The sequence below is a fragment of the Variovorax sp. V118 genome, assembly GCF_041154445.1.
In the GTDB taxonomy this organism is placed as follows: domain Bacteria; phylum Pseudomonadota; class Gammaproteobacteria; order Burkholderiales; family Burkholderiaceae_C; genus Variovorax; species Variovorax boronicumulans.
Map to the genome: position 1 here is coordinate 3415288 of NZ_AP028663.1, position 13808 is coordinate 3429095.

Annotated in this window: 13 protein-coding genes; 5 read left to right on the plus strand and 8 right to left on the minus strand. The window is 70.6% G+C overall.

Translation table 11 applies throughout. The features are described 5' to 3' along the window. Positions 1-27: 27 nt before the first annotated feature. Positions 28-1773 carry a hybrid sensor histidine kinase/response regulator gene (locus ACAM52_RS15810; RefSeq protein WP_369647591.1) on the plus strand — a complete coding sequence of 582 codons (1746 nt, stop codon included), beginning with the start codon at positions 28-30 and terminating at the stop codon, positions 1771-1773. Here ACAM52_RS15810 and ACAM52_RS15815 read toward each other — a convergent pair. Beyond that, the gene (locus ACAM52_RS15815) at positions 1770-2837 is read right to left on the minus strand and encodes an agmatine/peptidylarginine deiminase (RefSeq protein ID WP_369647592.1); all 1068 of its coding nucleotides are present in this window, start codon (positions 2835-2837) and stop codon (positions 1770-1772) included. The two genes, ACAM52_RS15810 and ACAM52_RS15815, sit on opposite strands and share 4 nt — an antisense overlap. A gap of 98 nt (positions 2838-2935) precedes the next feature. On the opposite strand from ACAM52_RS15815, the gene ACAM52_RS15820 reads away from it, so the two are divergent. The 3 genes from ACAM52_RS15820 to ACAM52_RS15830 all read left to right on the plus strand — a co-directional run bounded on the left by ACAM52_RS15820 (position 2936) and on the right by ACAM52_RS15830 (position 6205). Further along, on the plus strand, positions 2936-3829 hold the full coding sequence (locus tag ACAM52_RS15820; protein ID WP_139703133.1) for a LysR family transcriptional regulator: 894 nt from the start codon (positions 2936-2938) through the stop codon (positions 3827-3829). Positions 3830-3906: 77 nt separating this feature from the next. Then, positions 3907-5070: an agmatine/peptidylarginine deiminase gene (locus tag ACAM52_RS15825; RefSeq protein WP_369647593.1), complete on the plus strand. Its 1164-nt coding sequence runs from the start codon at positions 3907-3909 to the stop codon at positions 5068-5070. A 34-nt stretch (positions 5071-5104) separates the two neighbouring features. Further along, positions 5105-6205, plus strand: coding sequence for an agmatine/peptidylarginine deiminase (locus tag ACAM52_RS15830; protein ID WP_369647594.1), 1101 nt, complete (start codon positions 5105-5107; stop codon positions 6203-6205). Positions 6206-6215: 10 nt separating this feature from the next. On the opposite strand, the gene ACAM52_RS15835 is transcribed toward ACAM52_RS15830, so the two are convergent. Together ACAM52_RS15835 and ACAM52_RS15840 are read right to left on the minus strand one after the other, a co-directional pair. Continuing rightward, the gene (locus tag ACAM52_RS15835) at positions 6216-6863 is read right to left on the minus strand and encodes a response regulator transcription factor (RefSeq protein WP_139703137.1); all 648 of its coding nucleotides are present in this window, start codon (positions 6861-6863) and stop codon (positions 6216-6218) included. A 78-nt stretch (positions 6864-6941) separates the two neighbouring features. Continuing rightward, on the minus strand, positions 6942-7442 hold the full coding sequence (locus ACAM52_RS15840; RefSeq protein ID WP_369647595.1) for a hypothetical protein: 501 nt from the start codon (positions 7440-7442) through the stop codon (positions 6942-6944). Between the two features lie 241 nt (positions 7443-7683). Between ACAM52_RS15840 and ACAM52_RS15845 the strand changes: the two genes are divergently transcribed. Beyond that, on the plus strand, positions 7684-9366 hold the full coding sequence (locus ACAM52_RS15845) for a GMC family oxidoreductase (RefSeq protein WP_369647596.1): 1683 nt from the start codon (positions 7684-7686) through the stop codon (positions 9364-9366). Here ACAM52_RS15845 and ACAM52_RS15850 read toward each other — a convergent pair. Genes ACAM52_RS15850 through ACAM52_RS15870 form a run of 5 tightly spaced genes read right to left on the minus strand, consistent with a single transcriptional unit; the run spans position 9332 to position 13804 of the window. Further along, positions 9332-10360 carry a LacI family DNA-binding transcriptional regulator gene (locus ACAM52_RS15850; RefSeq protein WP_062474737.1) on the minus strand — a complete coding sequence of 343 codons (1029 nt, stop codon included), beginning with the start codon at positions 10358-10360 and terminating at the stop codon, positions 9332-9334. The two genes, ACAM52_RS15845 and ACAM52_RS15850, sit on opposite strands and share 35 nt — an antisense overlap. Position 10361: 1 nt before the next feature. Next, on the minus strand, positions 10362-11342 hold the full coding sequence (locus tag ACAM52_RS15855) for a 2-hydroxyacid dehydrogenase (protein WP_369647597.1): 981 nt from the start codon (positions 11340-11342) through the stop codon (positions 10362-10364). Continuing rightward, complete coding sequence (locus tag ACAM52_RS15860) at positions 11342-12295, minus strand: sugar kinase (RefSeq protein WP_369647598.1); 954 nt, start codon at positions 12293-12295, stop codon at positions 11342-11344. Before ACAM52_RS15860 ends, ACAM52_RS15855 begins: the two co-directional genes overlap by 1 nt. A gap of 10 nt (positions 12296-12305) precedes the next feature. Next, positions 12306-13049 (minus strand): sugar phosphate isomerase/epimerase family protein, encoded by a 744-nt coding sequence (locus tag ACAM52_RS15865; RefSeq protein ID WP_369647599.1) that lies wholly within the window; start codon positions 13047-13049, stop codon positions 12306-12308. Next, the gene (locus ACAM52_RS15870) at positions 13049-13804 is read right to left on the minus strand and encodes an amino acid ABC transporter ATP-binding protein (RefSeq protein WP_056583293.1); all 756 of its coding nucleotides are present in this window, start codon (positions 13802-13804) and stop codon (positions 13049-13051) included. Before ACAM52_RS15870 ends, ACAM52_RS15865 begins: the two co-directional genes overlap by 1 nt. Positions 13805-13808: the final 4 nt, after the last annotated feature.

Below are 13808 nucleotides of genomic sequence, written 5' to 3' on the forward strand. Positions count from 1 at the left end.
CCCACCTCCCCCACCCGCCACACACCGATGAGCGCCACCCCACCCACGACGCCCGCCGACCCCGTCTTTGCCGCGCGCATGGCTGCCTTGCGGCGCAACTTTCCGTTCTCGCTGCTCGGCGTGATGCTCACGGCGGGGCTGGTGGTGGCGGCGCTGTGGGGCGCGGTTGCGCACGAGCAGTTGCTGGCCTGGGTGGGCGCCAACGCGGTGCTGACGGCAGCGCGCGCGTGGCAGGTGGCACGCTACCGGCAGGCCGAACACGATGCGGGCGCGCTGCGGCGCTGGCGGCGCGGCGCGATGGGGGGCGCGGTGCTCGGCGGGTTGCTGTGGGGGCTGCCGCTGGCGGGGTGGATGCTGCAGGTGTCGCTGCCGCAGCAGATGTTCATCGTGGTGGCGATGCTCACCATGGGCACGGGCGCGATCTATGCCTACTGCATCGACCTGGGGCTGCTCTACGGTTTCCAGGTGACGTACTTCGCGCCCGCGATCCTCGCGATGGCCACGCTCGACGACGTGCTGCTGCGCGTGATGTCGGCGGCCGGCGTGCTCTACCTGTTCGTCACGCTGGCCTTCGCGCAGCGCATGTACCGCACGCAGGTCGATTCGCTCGAGCTGCGTTTCGAAAACCTCTACCTGCTGCGCCAGCTGCGCCTGGAGAAAGATGCGGCCGAGCGCAGCGACCTCGCCAAGTCGCGCTTCCTTGCCGCGGCCAGCCATGACCTGCGCCAGCCGGTGCATGCGCTGAGCCTGTTCGTGGGCGTGCTGCGCGGGCAGGCGCTGCCGGCGGCGAGCCGGCACGTGGTCGACAGCATCGGCCGCGCCGCCGCGGCGATGGGGCTGCTGTTCGAAGGCCTGCTCAACATCTCGCGACTCGACGCGGGCGTGGTGCGCGTGAAGGCGCGGCCGTTTGCGCTGGCGGGCCTGCTCGACCAGATCCAGCTGGAGTTCGCGCCGCAGGCGGCGGGCAAGGCGCTGTCGCTGCGCTTGCGCGCGGGCGATGCCGTGGTGCACTCCGACCCCGCGCTGCTCGACCGCGTGCTGCGCAACCTGGTGGAGAACGCGATCCGCTACACGGCGCGCGGCGGCGTGCTCATCGGCTGCCGCCGCGCGGGTGCCGACGCGCTGCACATCGAGGTGTGGGACACCGGCCCCGGCATTCCGCCCACCGAGCAGGAGCAGGTGTTCTGGGAGTTCCACCAGCTCGGCAACCCCGAGCGCGACCGCACCAAGGGGCTGGGCCTGGGCCTGGCCATCGTGCGGCGCACGGCCGCGCTGCTGGGCCATCCGCTGGCGCTGCGCTCGCGCGTCGGCCGGGGCACGGTGTTCTCGGTGACGGTGCCGCTGGCGCGCCAGGCGCTGCCCGCGCCCGAGGCGCCGTCTGCGCCACTGCCGGCCGACACCGGCCGCCTCGTGCTCGTGGCCGAGGACGACGGCGAAAGCCGCCTGGGCCTGCAGCTGCTGCTCGAAAGCTGGGGCCTGCGGGTGATCGCGGCCGAAGGCGGCGACGAGCTGCTGGCGCTCGCCGCGCGCCAGCCCGGCAAGCCGGCGCTCATCATCAGCGACTACCGCCTGCGCGCGGGCGAGACCGGCATCGACGTGGTCGACCGCCTGCACGAGGAATACAACGACGACGCGATTCCCGCGCTGATCGTGAGCGGCGACACCGACCCACGGCGCCTGAGCGACGTGGCGGCCCGCGGCTGGCAGATGCTGCACAAGCCGGTGGACCCGGCGCAGCTGCAGGCGACGGTGTCGCAGCTGATCGCGCCCTAGAAGCCGCGCACGGCCAGGCGATTCCCCTGCATCGGCTGCTGCTGCGTCGAGCAGTGCACGGCGCCGCCGCCCAGCGAGATCGCATCGATGGGCAGCAGCTCGACGCGGCGATCCGGGAACGCACGCGCGAACACCTCGCGCGCCTGCGCATCGCGCGGCACGCCGAAGGCGGTCGAGATCACCGCGCCGTTGACGAGGATGTAGTTCGAATAGAGGTCGCAAAAACGCGCGCTGCCGTAGCTGTGCACGTCGCGCGGCACGGGCAGCTCGAGGATCTCGAAGCGACGGCCGCACGCGTCGGTCGCCAGCTCGAGCGCGCGGCGGTTCTCCTGCATCGCGCGAAAGTAGTCGCCCTGGTCGGGGTCGGCCGCATTGAAAAGAATGCGGGCCGGCGCAATGAACGACGCAATGCCGTCGATGTGGCCGTCGGTCTCCACCTCGGCCGCATGGCCCGGCAGCCAGACGATCTTGTGCACGCCCAGCATGCGCCGCAGCTCGGCCTCGATCTCCGTCTTGCGCAGGCCCGGGTTGCGGTTCGGGTGCAGCAGGCAGCTCTCGGTGGTGAGCAGCGTGCCCTGCCCGTCCACGTAGAAGGCGCCGCCTTCGAGCACCATATCCGAACGCACCAGCGGCACGCCGGCCAGCGCGGCGATGTCCGCGGCGGCGCGCTGGCAGCCGTCGTGCGGGTGGTACTTCTCGCCCCATGCGTTGAAGCGGAAACCCACCGCGGTCTGGCTCGCCTGTTGTTGGTCGACGAGGAAGATCGGACCGCAGTCGCGCAGCCAGTTGTCTTCGGCCGCGATGGGCACCACGCGCACCTGCGGGCCGCAGACCGCGCGGGCCGCGTCGGCCAGCGGTGCGTGCGCGGCCACGATGCAGCGCTGGTAGCGCGCGATGGTGCGCGCCAGCAGGCCGAACGCGCGGCAGACCGCGTCGTAGTGCGCGCCCCACAAGGTTTCGCGGTGGTCGAGCACCGGCCAGCCCAGCCAGGTGGCGGCCATCGGCTCCCATTCGGCGGGCATGTGCAGGCCGGCGCGGCGGGCGTCGAAATCGTTGGAAATCAAAGGGTCCTTCAGAAGAAATTGCAGAGACGCCCACTCTGACTTGAATTCCTTCGATGAAAAAGCGACATTTCTTGGCTGAATTCATCGACCCCATTCATATGTCCAACACCCGGCTGCCCTCTTTCAAGTTCCTCATCGGCTTCGAGGCGGCGGCGCGCCTGGGCAACTACTCGCGCGCGGCGGAAGAGCTGTTCGTCTCGCAGTCCGCCGTCAGCCACCAGATCTCGCAGCTGGAGCAGCAGGTCGGCCAGCCGCTGTTCCGGCGCAAGGGGCGCGGCGTGGAGCTGACGGTGGCGGGCAGCCTGCTGCTGGACAGCGTGGGCAAGTCGCTCGAGCACATCCGCAACGGGCTGGCCCGCATCGAGACCTACATGGACGACCGGCTCGTCACGCTGGTGTGTCCCGCGCCCGTGGCCACCGGCTGGCTGCAGCCGCGGGTCGACCGGCTGCTGCAGGCGCACCCCGACCTGTGCCCGATCATCTCGGTCGACGAGAGCGCGCGCTTCATCGACGAGCTCGACGTGGACATCGCCATCACCCGCGCGCCGCTGCGGCAAGAGGGCGTGTTCGAGGTGCCGCTGCTCACCGACGAACTCGTGGCCGTCGGCCCGCCCACGCAGAAAGAGGAAGACAACCTCGGCCTGCTGTGCCTCGAAGAAGACCTCACGAGCGACCGCATCGGCCCCTTCATCCGCGCGCATTTCGGCGGCCTGCGCAAGGCCGCGATCTACGACGACCCGCGCCTGGTGCTCGACGCGGCCTTGCGCGGCCGGGGCATCGCGCTGGTGTCGCGGCTGCTGGCCGACGACGCCTTGCGCACGGGGCAATTGCGGCAGTTGCCGGACAGCCCGAGCCTGCCGTTGGGCACCCTCTGGATCGCGTGCGCCGAGGGCCCGTCACGCCTGCCGCTGGTGCGGGAGGTGTTCGACAGCCTGCGGCGGTTTGCGCAGGAAGACGCTGGCGATATGAGCCAGATCGATCAATCCCTTTAAAAGACATCAATTGTGTAGATGGATAGGCGTCGACAGAATTCGGGGCTTCCTAGAACTTAGTAATAACCCTGATTCCAATGACAACGCGACGCACTCTTCTGGGCCTGGGCGGCCTGGGCCTTTTCGGTGGACTCGTGACCGCCTGTGGCGGCGGCGGTGGTGGGAGCGGCAGCGGCATGCTGCCGCCCTTCCCCGTGCCCATGCCAACCCCTTCGCCTGCACCGGCCCCGGCACCTGCGTCCGGCTGGCGCATGCCCGACGAAGGCGACGCCCACCGCGCCGTGTGGATGGCCTTCGCGGCGCGCGAATCCATCTGGACGGCCGAGATGCGCCAGCCGGTGTTCCAGGCGCTGGCGCGCATCGCCAATGCCATCAGCGTCTACGAACCGGTCAAGATGCTGGTGAGCCCCGCGGATGCTTCCACGGCCCGCCAACTGTGCGGCTCCAACGTGCACCTGATCGAACACGCCATCGACGACCTCTGGATGCGCGACACCGGCTGCGTCTTCGTGCGCAACGCCCGTGGCGAGCGCGCCGCCGTGAGCTTCAACTTCAACGGCTGGGGCAACCAGCAGGCCCATGCACGCGACGCCACGGTGGCCGCGCGCATGGCCGAACTCACGGGCGTGCCGCTGCTGCGCAGCAGCCTCGTGATGGAAGGCGGCGGCATCGAGGTCGATGGCCAGGGCACGGCGATCATCACGGAGAGCTGCGTGCTCAACAAGAACCGCAACCCGGGCGTCAGCAAGGCCGACGCGGAGGCCGAGCTCAAGCGCATGCTGGGGCTGGACAAGATCATCTGGCTGCCAGGCATCGCGGGCCGCGACATCACCGACGGCCACACCGACTTCTACGCACGCTTTCTCAAGCCCGGCGTGGTCGTGGCGGCGCTGGACATCGACCCGAAATCGTACGACCACGCCGTGACACACCGCCACCTGGAACTGCTGACCGGCGCCACCGACGCGCGCGGGCGCCCCTTGCAGATCGTCACGCTGAAGACGCCGAGCCAGGTGCGCCCCACCTTTGCGCGCAAGGAGTTCGCGGCCGGCTACGTCAACTTCTTCCTCACCGACAAGGCGGTGTTCCTGCCCGAGTTCGGCGACGCCGTGGCCGACAGCGCGGCCCGCGCGGCGCTGGCCGCGCACCTGCCCAGCCATCAGATCGTGCAGCTGGACATCGACGCCATCGCCGCGGGCGGCGGCGGCATCCACTGCACGACGCAACAGGAACCGGCGTGATGCCGCGCCCCCTCCCCTGACTCCGGAGACCGACATGCACCTTCCCCTGACCCGCCGCCGCCTGCTGCACGGCATGGGCCTGGCGCCCCTGGCCTCGTTGGGCTTGGTCGCCACGGCCACGGCCGCAGCACCCGACACCTGGCACATGCCCGACGAGGGCGACGCGCACCGCGCCACCTGGATGTCCTTCGGCCCCAGCGAACGCGTCTGGGGGCGGCGCCTGCTGAAGCCGGCGCGCGAGCACCTGGCGCAGATCGCCCGCACCATCGCCGCCTTCGAGCCCGTGCACCTGCTGGTGCGCGAGCAGGAGCACGACCTGGCCGCGCGCCTGTGCGGCAACCGCGTGACGCTCGAGGTGCAGCCGGTGGACGACCTCTGGATGCGCGACACCGGCCCCGTGTTCGTGCGCAACGGCGCGGGCGAATGGGCCGGCATCGATTTCAACTTCAACGGCTGGGGCAACAAGCAGTCGCATGCGCGCGACGCCGAAGTGGCCGAGTACGTGACCGACGCCGCCGAGGTGCAGCGCCTGCGCACGCGGCTCGTGCTCGAAGGCGGCGGCATCGAGGTCGACGGCGCGGGCACGGCCATCATCACCGACAGCTGCGTGCTCAACCCCAACCGCAACCCCGGCCTGCGCAAGGAAGCCTGCGAGGCCGAACTCAAGCGCCTGCTGGGCCTGCGCAAGATCATCTGGCTGCCCGGCATCGCGGGCCGCGACATCACCGACGGCCACACCGATTTCTATGCGCGCTTTGCCGCGCCGGGCGTGGTGGTCGCGGGCCTGGACGACGACCCCGACTCCTACGACCACGCCGTGACCCGGCGCCACCTGGAGATCCTGCGCCAGGCCACCGATGCACGCGGGCAGCGCCTGCGCGTGGAAGTGCTGCGCGGCCCGGAATCGGTGCGCAGCACCTACGAGTCGGACGAGTTCGCGGCGGGCTACATCAACTTCTATGTCTGCAACGGCGCCGTCATTGCGCCGCAGTTCGGCGATGCGCGCGCCGACGGCAACGCCCGCGCGCTGCTGCGCGAACTGTTCCCCAAGCGCGAGGTGGTGCAGCTCGACATCGACGCCATTGCCGCGGGCGGCGGCGGCATCCACTGCACGACGCAGCAGCAGCCGCGCTGATGCGTTGGCCCTAGCGCGGGCGACCGAGCATGCCCGCGCGCCGCGCCGCGATCACGGCCTGCGTGCGGCTGGTCACGCCGAGCGCGCCGAAGATCGCCGAGATGTGCGCCTTGATCGTCTTCTCGCTGGTGGCCAGGCGCAGCGCGATCTCGGCGTTGCGCAGCCCTTCGCACAGCAGCTGCAGCACCTCGGCCTGCCGCGCCGTGAGCGTGCTCAGCACGTCGGTGGGCGTCGACAGCACGGGCAGCGACGCACCGCCCGCCGGCGAGGCCTGCACCACGTTCTGCTCGCCCGCCATGACGCGGCGCAGCGCGTCCATGAGCTGCTGGCTGTCGGCCGACTTGTGCACGAAGCCCTGCGCGCCAGCGTCCAGCGCGGTGTCGATGTCCTGCGGGTCTTCGGAGGCCGACAGCACCAGGATGCGCAGGCCGCCGCGCCGCCGGTGCAGCTCGGCCAGCAAGGCCGCACCGCCGAGGTCGGGCAGGTAGTAGTCGGTCATCACCGCGTCGAGCCGGGGCAAGGTGGCGAGCGCCTCGAGCGCTTCGGCGCCGTTGCGGGCCGTGGCGACGGTCATCGTCGGCTCGGCTTCGCGCAGCGCGAGGAACAGGCCTTCGCGAAACATCGCGTGGTCGTCGATCAACAGGATGGTGGCGGGCATCCTTCGATTCTGGCGGCAACCGGCGCCGAACCCCACGGTTCCCCGTGGGCGCCGGAGGAAACCCGCCGGGTATCGCCCTCAGCGGTCGGCGGGCGGATGGCGCGCCGCCGCCGTGCGCGAGGCCGGCCGGGGCGACGCGCGCGATGCCACGCGACGGTGGCGCAGCACGCGCGAACCCCGGCGCTCTGGCGGTGCTGGCGTCGGTGCTTGCCGGTGGGCCTCGAAGCGCGCTTCCTTCTGCTTGAGGTAGTGCATGAGCACGTGCGAGACCATGTTCAGTCCGATGGTGCCGAACGCCGCCGGAAAGATGTACAGCGCGATCGACAGCTCCGACGAGAAGACGAGGTCGTCCGCCAGCGAGGGCGTGGCCTGCGCCAGCCGCGCCAGTGCGCGCAGCAGGAAGATGTCCGCGCCCGCCAGCGCGATCAGCAGCAGGCCGAAGGCCAGCACGGTGGTCTTGGAGAACTCGCGCCGCACGAACAGCGTGACGAAGATCGCGGCGGGCAGCACCAGCGAGCACAGCACCAGCCCCCAGAAGCGGACCTCGGTGAATATCGTCGCGTCTGAAAGCAGGTGCATGGGCAGAGCGTTGAAGGGCGGACGGATGGCGCGCCGCTCGGGTCGGCCGCTCCGAAGGCGCATTGGGCCACGGGCGGCGCGTTGCAATTTGTCCGCTGGGTGAAGCATCGGTAAAGCCCCCAAGGTGCGTCCACGGCAGGGGAAACCCGCTGGGCCCGAACCCGGGGTCGCTGGCCACAATGCCGGTGCGCGCATCGGCGCAGGGCGCCCCAACATCCAACGACAAGAAGGACCAGATGCCATGGCGGAATTCGACTACGTGATCGTGGGCGGCGGCTCGGGCGGCGCCACGCTGGCCTCGCGCCTGAGCGAGGACCCGTCGGTGACGGTCTGCCTCATCGAGGCCGGCGGCGACGGCCGCGGCATCCTCGTGCGGGCACCGGCCGCCGTGGTGGCGATGCTCCCGGGGCGCCCGCGCATCAACAACTACGCCTACCAGACCGTGCCGCAGCCCGGCCTGAACGGGCGGCGCGGCTACCAGCCGCGCGGGCGCTGCCTGGGCGGCTCCAGCGCGATCAACGCCATGCTCTACGTGCGCGGCCACCGAGAGGACTACGACGACTGGGCACGCGCGGGCTGCGCCGGCTGGAGCTTCGACGAGGTGCTGCCGCACTTCCTGCGCGCCGAAGGCAACCAGCGCGGCGCCAGCGCGCTGCACGGCGCCGACGGCCCATTGCAGGTGTCGGAGCAGCAAAGCCCGCGCGCCATCAGCGAAGCCTTCGTGCACGCCGCCGCCGAATGCGGCATTGCGCGCAACGACGACTTCAACGGCCCCGAGCAGGAAGGCGCGGGGCTCTACCAGGTGACGCAATTCCACGGCGGCGCGAAGAACGGCGAGCGCTGCTCGGCCGCCGCGGCCTACCTGCACCCGGTGATGGACCAGCGCCCCAACCTCTCGGTGCTGACCGGCACGCAGGCCCTGCGCGTGGTGCTCGAAGACCGGCGCGTGGTGCTCGAAGACCGGCGCGCGGTGGGCGTCGAGGTGCGGCGCGGCGGCAACGTCGAGACCATTCGCGCGCGCCGCGAAGTCGCGCTGTGCGGCGGCGCCTTCAACTCGCCGCAGCTGCTGATGCTCTCGGGCATCGGCGACCCCGACGAGCTCGCGCGCCACGGCATCGAAGTGCGGCATGCGCTGCGCGGCGTGGGGCAGAACCTGCAGGACCACTGCGACTTCATCGTCGCCTACAAGTCGAAGCAGACCGACATGTTCGGCATCGGTCCGGTCGGCGGGCTGCACCTGCTGAAGGCCATCAACCAGTGGCGCCGCGACGGCACGGGCCTGGTCGCCACGCCCTTTGCAGAAGGCGGCGCCTTCATCAAATCGTCGCCCGAATTGCGCCGGCCCGACCTGCAGCTGCACTTCGTGATCGCGATCACCGACGACCATGCGCGCAAGCTGCACGCGGGCTTCGGCTTCTCGTGCCATGTGTGCGTGCTGCGCCCCAAGGGCCGGGGCGACGTGCGGCTGAACGACGCCAGCCCCGACTCGGCGCCGCGCATCGACCCGCGCTTCCTGGCCGACCCGGAAGACATGGCGCTGCTGCTGCAGGGCGTGAAGAAGACGCGCGAGATCATGCGCGCGCCCGCGCTCGAAAAATACCGCCACCGCGAGGTCTACACCGCCGACGCCCACACCGACGTGCAGCTCGAAGCGCACATCCGCGCGCGCGCCGACACCATCTACCACCCGGTGGGCACCTGCAAGATGGGCGTCGATGCGATGGCGGTGGTCGATCCGCAGCTGCGCGTGCACGGCATCGCGGGCCTGCGCGTGGTCGATGCCTCGGTGATGCCGACGCTGATCGGCGGCAACACCAACGCGCCGACGATCATGATCGCGGAGCGCGCGGCCGGCTGGATGCGCGGGCCTGCCTCCTTCGCGGAACCCGCTACGGCAGTGCCGTCGATGAGCCTCGCACCATGAGTTCGCCGGGCAGCAGCAGCTGACGCGGAGCCGCGTCGAGCCCGCGCAGGCGCTCGATGAGGCAGGTGGCGGCGGCGCGGCCGATCTCGTCGGTCGGCTGCGCCACGGTGCTCAGGCCCGGCCCGATGAGCGAGGCCCATTCGGGATCGTCGAAGCCCACGAAGCCCAGGTCGGCGCCGAAGCGCCAGTCCAGCCGCGCCATGGCCTGCGCCACGCGCAGCGTGACCACGGCATTGCCCGCGACCACCGCCGCGCGCCGGCCGCGCTTGGCGCGCTGGCGCAGCGCACGCAAGGCCTCGTCGAGCGCGTCGTTCTCGCCCTCGACCGATTCGAAGACCTCGCCCGCCACGCGCGGCTCGTGCGCGGCCACGCAGGCGCCGAAGGCGGCCGTGCGCTCGCGCCGCGAGCTCACGCCCTTCTGCGGCTCGGTGACGTACAGCAGCTCGCGGTAGCCGCCCTCGACCAGGTGGCCGCAGGTGTCGCGCATGGCGGCGTGGTTGTCGAGCGAGACGAAGTCGGTGTGCATGCCCGTGTGCCGGCGGTCGACCAGCACGGCGGGCTTGCCGTGCAGCGTGACCGCATCGACCACGTTGCTGCCGCGCCCCAGCGTGTTGAGGATGAAGCCGTCGACCTGGTAGCCCGCGAGCGCATTGATGGCCTCGCGCTCGCGTTCGCTTTCGTTGCCGAGGTTGAACAGCATCACGAGGTAGCCGGCGTCCTGGCAGGCCTTCTCGGCGCCGCGCAGCACGGCCACCGAGTACGGGTTGGTGATGTCGGCCACGATCAGGCCGATGAGCCGCGAACGGCCGTGGCTCAGCGCCTGCGCCATCGGGCTGGGCGAGTACGCGAGCTTGGCGATGGCGGCCTCGACGCGCGCGGCGATGTCGGGGCTCAGCAGGCGCTCGCGGTGGTTCAAAAAGCGCGAGACGGTGGCCTTCGAGACGCCCGCGGCTTCGGCGACGTCGGCGATGGTGGCGCGGCCTGTGGGCTTCATGTCAGGCGGCGGCCGTGTCGTAGGGTGCCGTGGGCTTCTGGCCGGCCAGCACCTGCAGCAGGTTGGTCGTGGCCAGCTCGGCCATCGCGTGGCGCGTCTCGTGCGTGGCCGAGCCGATGTGCGGCAGCGGCGTGACGCGCGGGTGCGTGCGCAGCGGCGAGTCGGCCGGCAGCGGCTCCTTCGCGAACACGTCGAGGCCGGCGGCGCGCAAGGTGCCGTGGTCGAGCGCGTCGAGCAGCGCGGCTTCGTTCACGGTGGCGCCGCGGCCGCCGTTGATGAACGACGCGCCCGGCTTCATGCGTGCGAAGAAGGCGGCGTCGATCATGCCGCGCGTAGCGTCGGTCAGCGGCAGCATCGCCAGCACGATGTCGGCGCGCGCGAGCAGGTCGTCCAGCGGCGTGTGCGTGGCGCGGCCCTGCAGCTCGGGCGCCTGTGCGGCCAGATCGACCGGTCGGCGGGCGTGGTAGAGCACCGGCATGCCGAAGCCCAGCGCGGCGCGGCGCGCCACGGCCTGGCCGATGCGCCCGAACCCGAGGATGCCCAGCGTCTTGCCGTGCACGTCGGTGCCGAAGAATTCCTCGCCGATGTTCTTCGTCCAGCGGCCTTCGCGCACGAGGTTCGACAGCTCGACCACGCGGCGCTGCGTGGCCATGAGGATCGCGAACACCGTGTCGGCCACCGTCTCGGTGAGCACGTCGGGCGTGTGGCACAGCACGATGTGGCGGCGGTGCAGTTCGGCCAGCGGGTAGTTGTCGACGCCGACCGACACGCTCGAAATCACTTCGAGCTGCGGCGCCGCATCGAGCAGCGCAGCGTCGACGTTGTAGCTCGAACCGATCAGCCCGTGCGCAGTGGCAAGCGCAGCGGCAAAGGCCTCGGGCGCCTTGCGCGGATCGGCCACGGTGACGTGGTGCACCGCCTGCAGCCGTGCCAGCTGGTCGTCGGGCAGGGCCCGGAACACCAGCACATTCTTCTTGGTCATCAGAGCCCCGCTTCTTCGAGTTGCGCCCGCGTCGGCAGGCCTTCGGTGTCGCCGAGCACCTGCACGGCGCGCGCGCCGATCCAGGCGCCGCGGCGCACCGCGTCGGGCACGCTGCGGCCTTCGAGCAGTGCGCTCACCACGCCGGCCGCAAAGCCGTCGCCCGCGCCCACGGTGTCGATCACTTCCTTCACCGGGAAGCCGTCGACATGGCCGGTGCCGGCCACGTCGCTGTCGTAGTAGGCGCCGGCCGCGCCGAGCTTGACGACGACCAGCTTCGCGCCGCGTTCGCGGTAGAACCTGGCGACGTCTTCGGGCTTGTCGTGGCCGGTGAGCAGCAGGCCCTCTTCGATGCCGGGCAGCACCCAGTCGGCACGCGAGGCGAGTTCGTTCACCCAGTGGCGCATGGTCTCGGTGGACGACCACAGCGTGGGCCGCAGGTTGGTGTCGAACGAGATGGTGCGGCCGGCTGCGCGCATCACGTCCATCGACTTGAGCGCCGCCTGCAGGCTGGTTTCGGAGATGGCCGCGAACACGCCGGTGGCGTGCAGGTGGCGCGCCGAGCGCAGCCAGGCTTCGTCGACATCGGCCGGGCCCATGTGGCTGGCGGCCGAGCCCTTGCGGTGGTATTCGATCGGCGGGTCGCTGCCGTCGGTGACGCGGCCCTTGAACTGGAAGCCGGTGCGCTGCGTCGCGTCGGTGATCACGTGCGAGCAGTCGATGCCTTCGGCGCGCATCGCGGCCAGCAGCGCGCGGCCCATGGAGTCGGTGCCCAGTCGGCTGGCCCAGCCGACCTTCAGGCCCAGGCGCGACAGGCCGATGGCCACGTTGGTCTCGGCACCGGCGGTGCGCTTGTGGAACGACTGGGCGTCTTCCAGCGGGCCGGGCCGGTCGGCCACGAGCAGCAGCATGGCTTCGCCGAACAGCGCGACGTCGAAGGCGGTGGGTTGCGTCATGTGTGTGTTCCTACGCCCGTGCGGCGCGGATGAAGTCGATCTGCGTGCGGGTGACGGCCAGCAGGTCGTCGCCCACCAGAGGGTATTCGATGGCGTGCGGCACGTCGGCCGGCAGTGCGCGCAGCACCGCGCGCCACGGCGCGACGGAATCGCCCAGCGGCACCGCCACCCACTTGTGCGGCAGGCGCTGCGCGCCCTTGCAATGCACGTAGCGCACGCGATGGCCGAGCGCCTGCGCGGCCTGCAGCGGGCACTCGCCGAGCCAGTGCCAGTTGCCCATGTCGAAGGTCATTCCGAGCGGCACGCCGGCGCGGTCGGCCACGTCGAAGAAGGTCTGCAGCGCGGCCAGCGTGCCGGCGCGCACGGTCTGGTCGTTCTCGATCAGCAGCTCGACGCGGGTTTCGGCCAGCGCCACCTTCAGGCCCCAGAGCGAGCCGTGCGACGAAGCCTGGAAGTCGCCGATGGCCATCTTGAGCCGCTTCGCGCCCACGCGCGTGGCGGCGGCGATGCCGCGTTGCAGCGCGGCGCTGTCGAGCCAGCCGCCTTCGGCCCACAGGCCCTCGGGGCTGGAGTACACGGAAGCCAGGCCGTTGAGCGCAGGCAGTTCGGTGTCGGCGTCGCGCAGCATCTCGCCGCGCACTTCCACCGCATCGGCACCGGCCGCGCGCGAGAGTTGCGAGCACCAGAGCTGGCCGTGCCGCCCCACCTCGGCCGCACCGAAGGACGACAGAGAAATCAGGACTTCGAAGGCCATCAGTGGGCTTGGTGCGAGCTGAGAATTTGCCCGAGGAACTGGCGCGTGCGCTCGTCCTTGGGGTTGCCGAAGAACTCCTGCGGCGGTGCCTGCTCGACGATCTTGCCGTCGGCCATGAAGATCACGCGGTCGGCCACGCTGCGGGCAAAGCCCATTTCGTGCGTCACGCACAGCATGGTCATGCCGTCTTCGGCCAGGCCGATCATGGTGTCGAGCACTTCTTTGACCATCTCGGGGTCGAGCGCGGAGGTGGGCTCGTCGAACAGCATGATCTTGGGCGACATGCACAGCGCGCGCGCAATCGCCACGCGCTGCTGCTGGCCGCCCGAGAGCTGGCTCGGGTACTTCTTCGCCTGCTCGGGAATGCGCACGCGCGTGAGGTACTTCATGGCCACCTCTTCCGCCTGCGCCTTGGTCATGCCACGCGAGCGCATCGGCGCCAGCGTGCAGTTCTCCAGGATGGTGAGGTGCGGGAACAGGTTGAACTGCTGGAACACCATGCCGACCTCGGCACGCACCGCATCCACGTTCTTGCCGCCGGCCGTGAGGTCGATGCCGTCGACCACGATGCGGCCCTTTTGCACCGTCTCGAGCCGGTTGATGCAGCGGATGAGCGTGGACTTGCCCGAGCCCGAGGGCCCGCAGATCACGATGCGCTCGCCCTGGCGCACCGACAGGTCGATGCCGGTCAACACCTGGAATTCACCGTACCACTTGTTGACCGCTTCCATGCGGATGATCGATTCCGTCGTCATGCCA

What these genes read in the sequence shown, in the direction of transcription:
- ACAM52_RS15810 (WP_369647591.1), top strand. Translation starts at nt 28, where the DNA reads ATGAGCGCCACCCCACCCACGACGCCCGCCGACCCCGTCTTTGCCGCG.
- ACAM52_RS15820 (WP_139703133.1), top strand. Translation starts at nt 2,936, where the DNA reads ATGTCCAACACCCGGCTGCCCTCTTTCAAGTTCCTCATCGGCTTCGAG.
- ACAM52_RS15825 (WP_369647593.1), top strand. Translation starts at nt 3,907, where the DNA reads ATGACAACGCGACGCACTCTTCTGGGCCTGGGCGGCCTGGGCCTTTTC.
- ACAM52_RS15830 (WP_369647594.1), top strand. Translation starts at nt 5,105, where the DNA reads ATGCACCTTCCCCTGACCCGCCGCCGCCTGCTGCACGGCATGGGCCTG.
- ACAM52_RS15835 (WP_139703137.1), bottom strand. Translation starts at nt 6,863, where the DNA reads ATGCCCGCCACCATCCTGTTGATCGACGACCACGCGATGTTTCGCGAA.
- ACAM52_RS15840 (WP_369647595.1), bottom strand. Translation starts at nt 7,442, where the DNA reads ATGCACCTGCTTTCAGACGCGACGATATTCACCGAGGTCCGCTTCTGG.
- ACAM52_RS15845 (WP_369647596.1), top strand. Translation starts at nt 7,684, where the DNA reads ATGGCGGAATTCGACTACGTGATCGTGGGCGGCGGCTCGGGCGGCGCC.
- ACAM52_RS15850 (WP_062474737.1), bottom strand. Translation starts at nt 10,360, where the DNA reads ATGAAGCCCACAGGCCGCGCCACCATCGCCGACGTCGCCGAAGCCGCG.
- ACAM52_RS15855 (WP_369647597.1), bottom strand. Translation starts at nt 11,342, where the DNA reads ATGACCAAGAAGAATGTGCTGGTGTTCCGGGCCCTGCCCGACGACCAG.
- ACAM52_RS15860 (WP_369647598.1), bottom strand. Translation starts at nt 12,295, where the DNA reads ATGACGCAACCCACCGCCTTCGACGTCGCGCTGTTCGGCGAAGCCATG.
- ACAM52_RS15865 (WP_369647599.1), bottom strand. Translation starts at nt 13,049, where the DNA reads ATGGCCTTCGAAGTCCTGATTTCTCTGTCGTCCTTCGGTGCGGCCGAG.
- ACAM52_RS15870 (WP_056583293.1), bottom strand. Translation starts at nt 13,804, where the DNA reads ATGACGACGGAATCGATCATCCGCATGGAAGCGGTCAACAAGTGGTAC.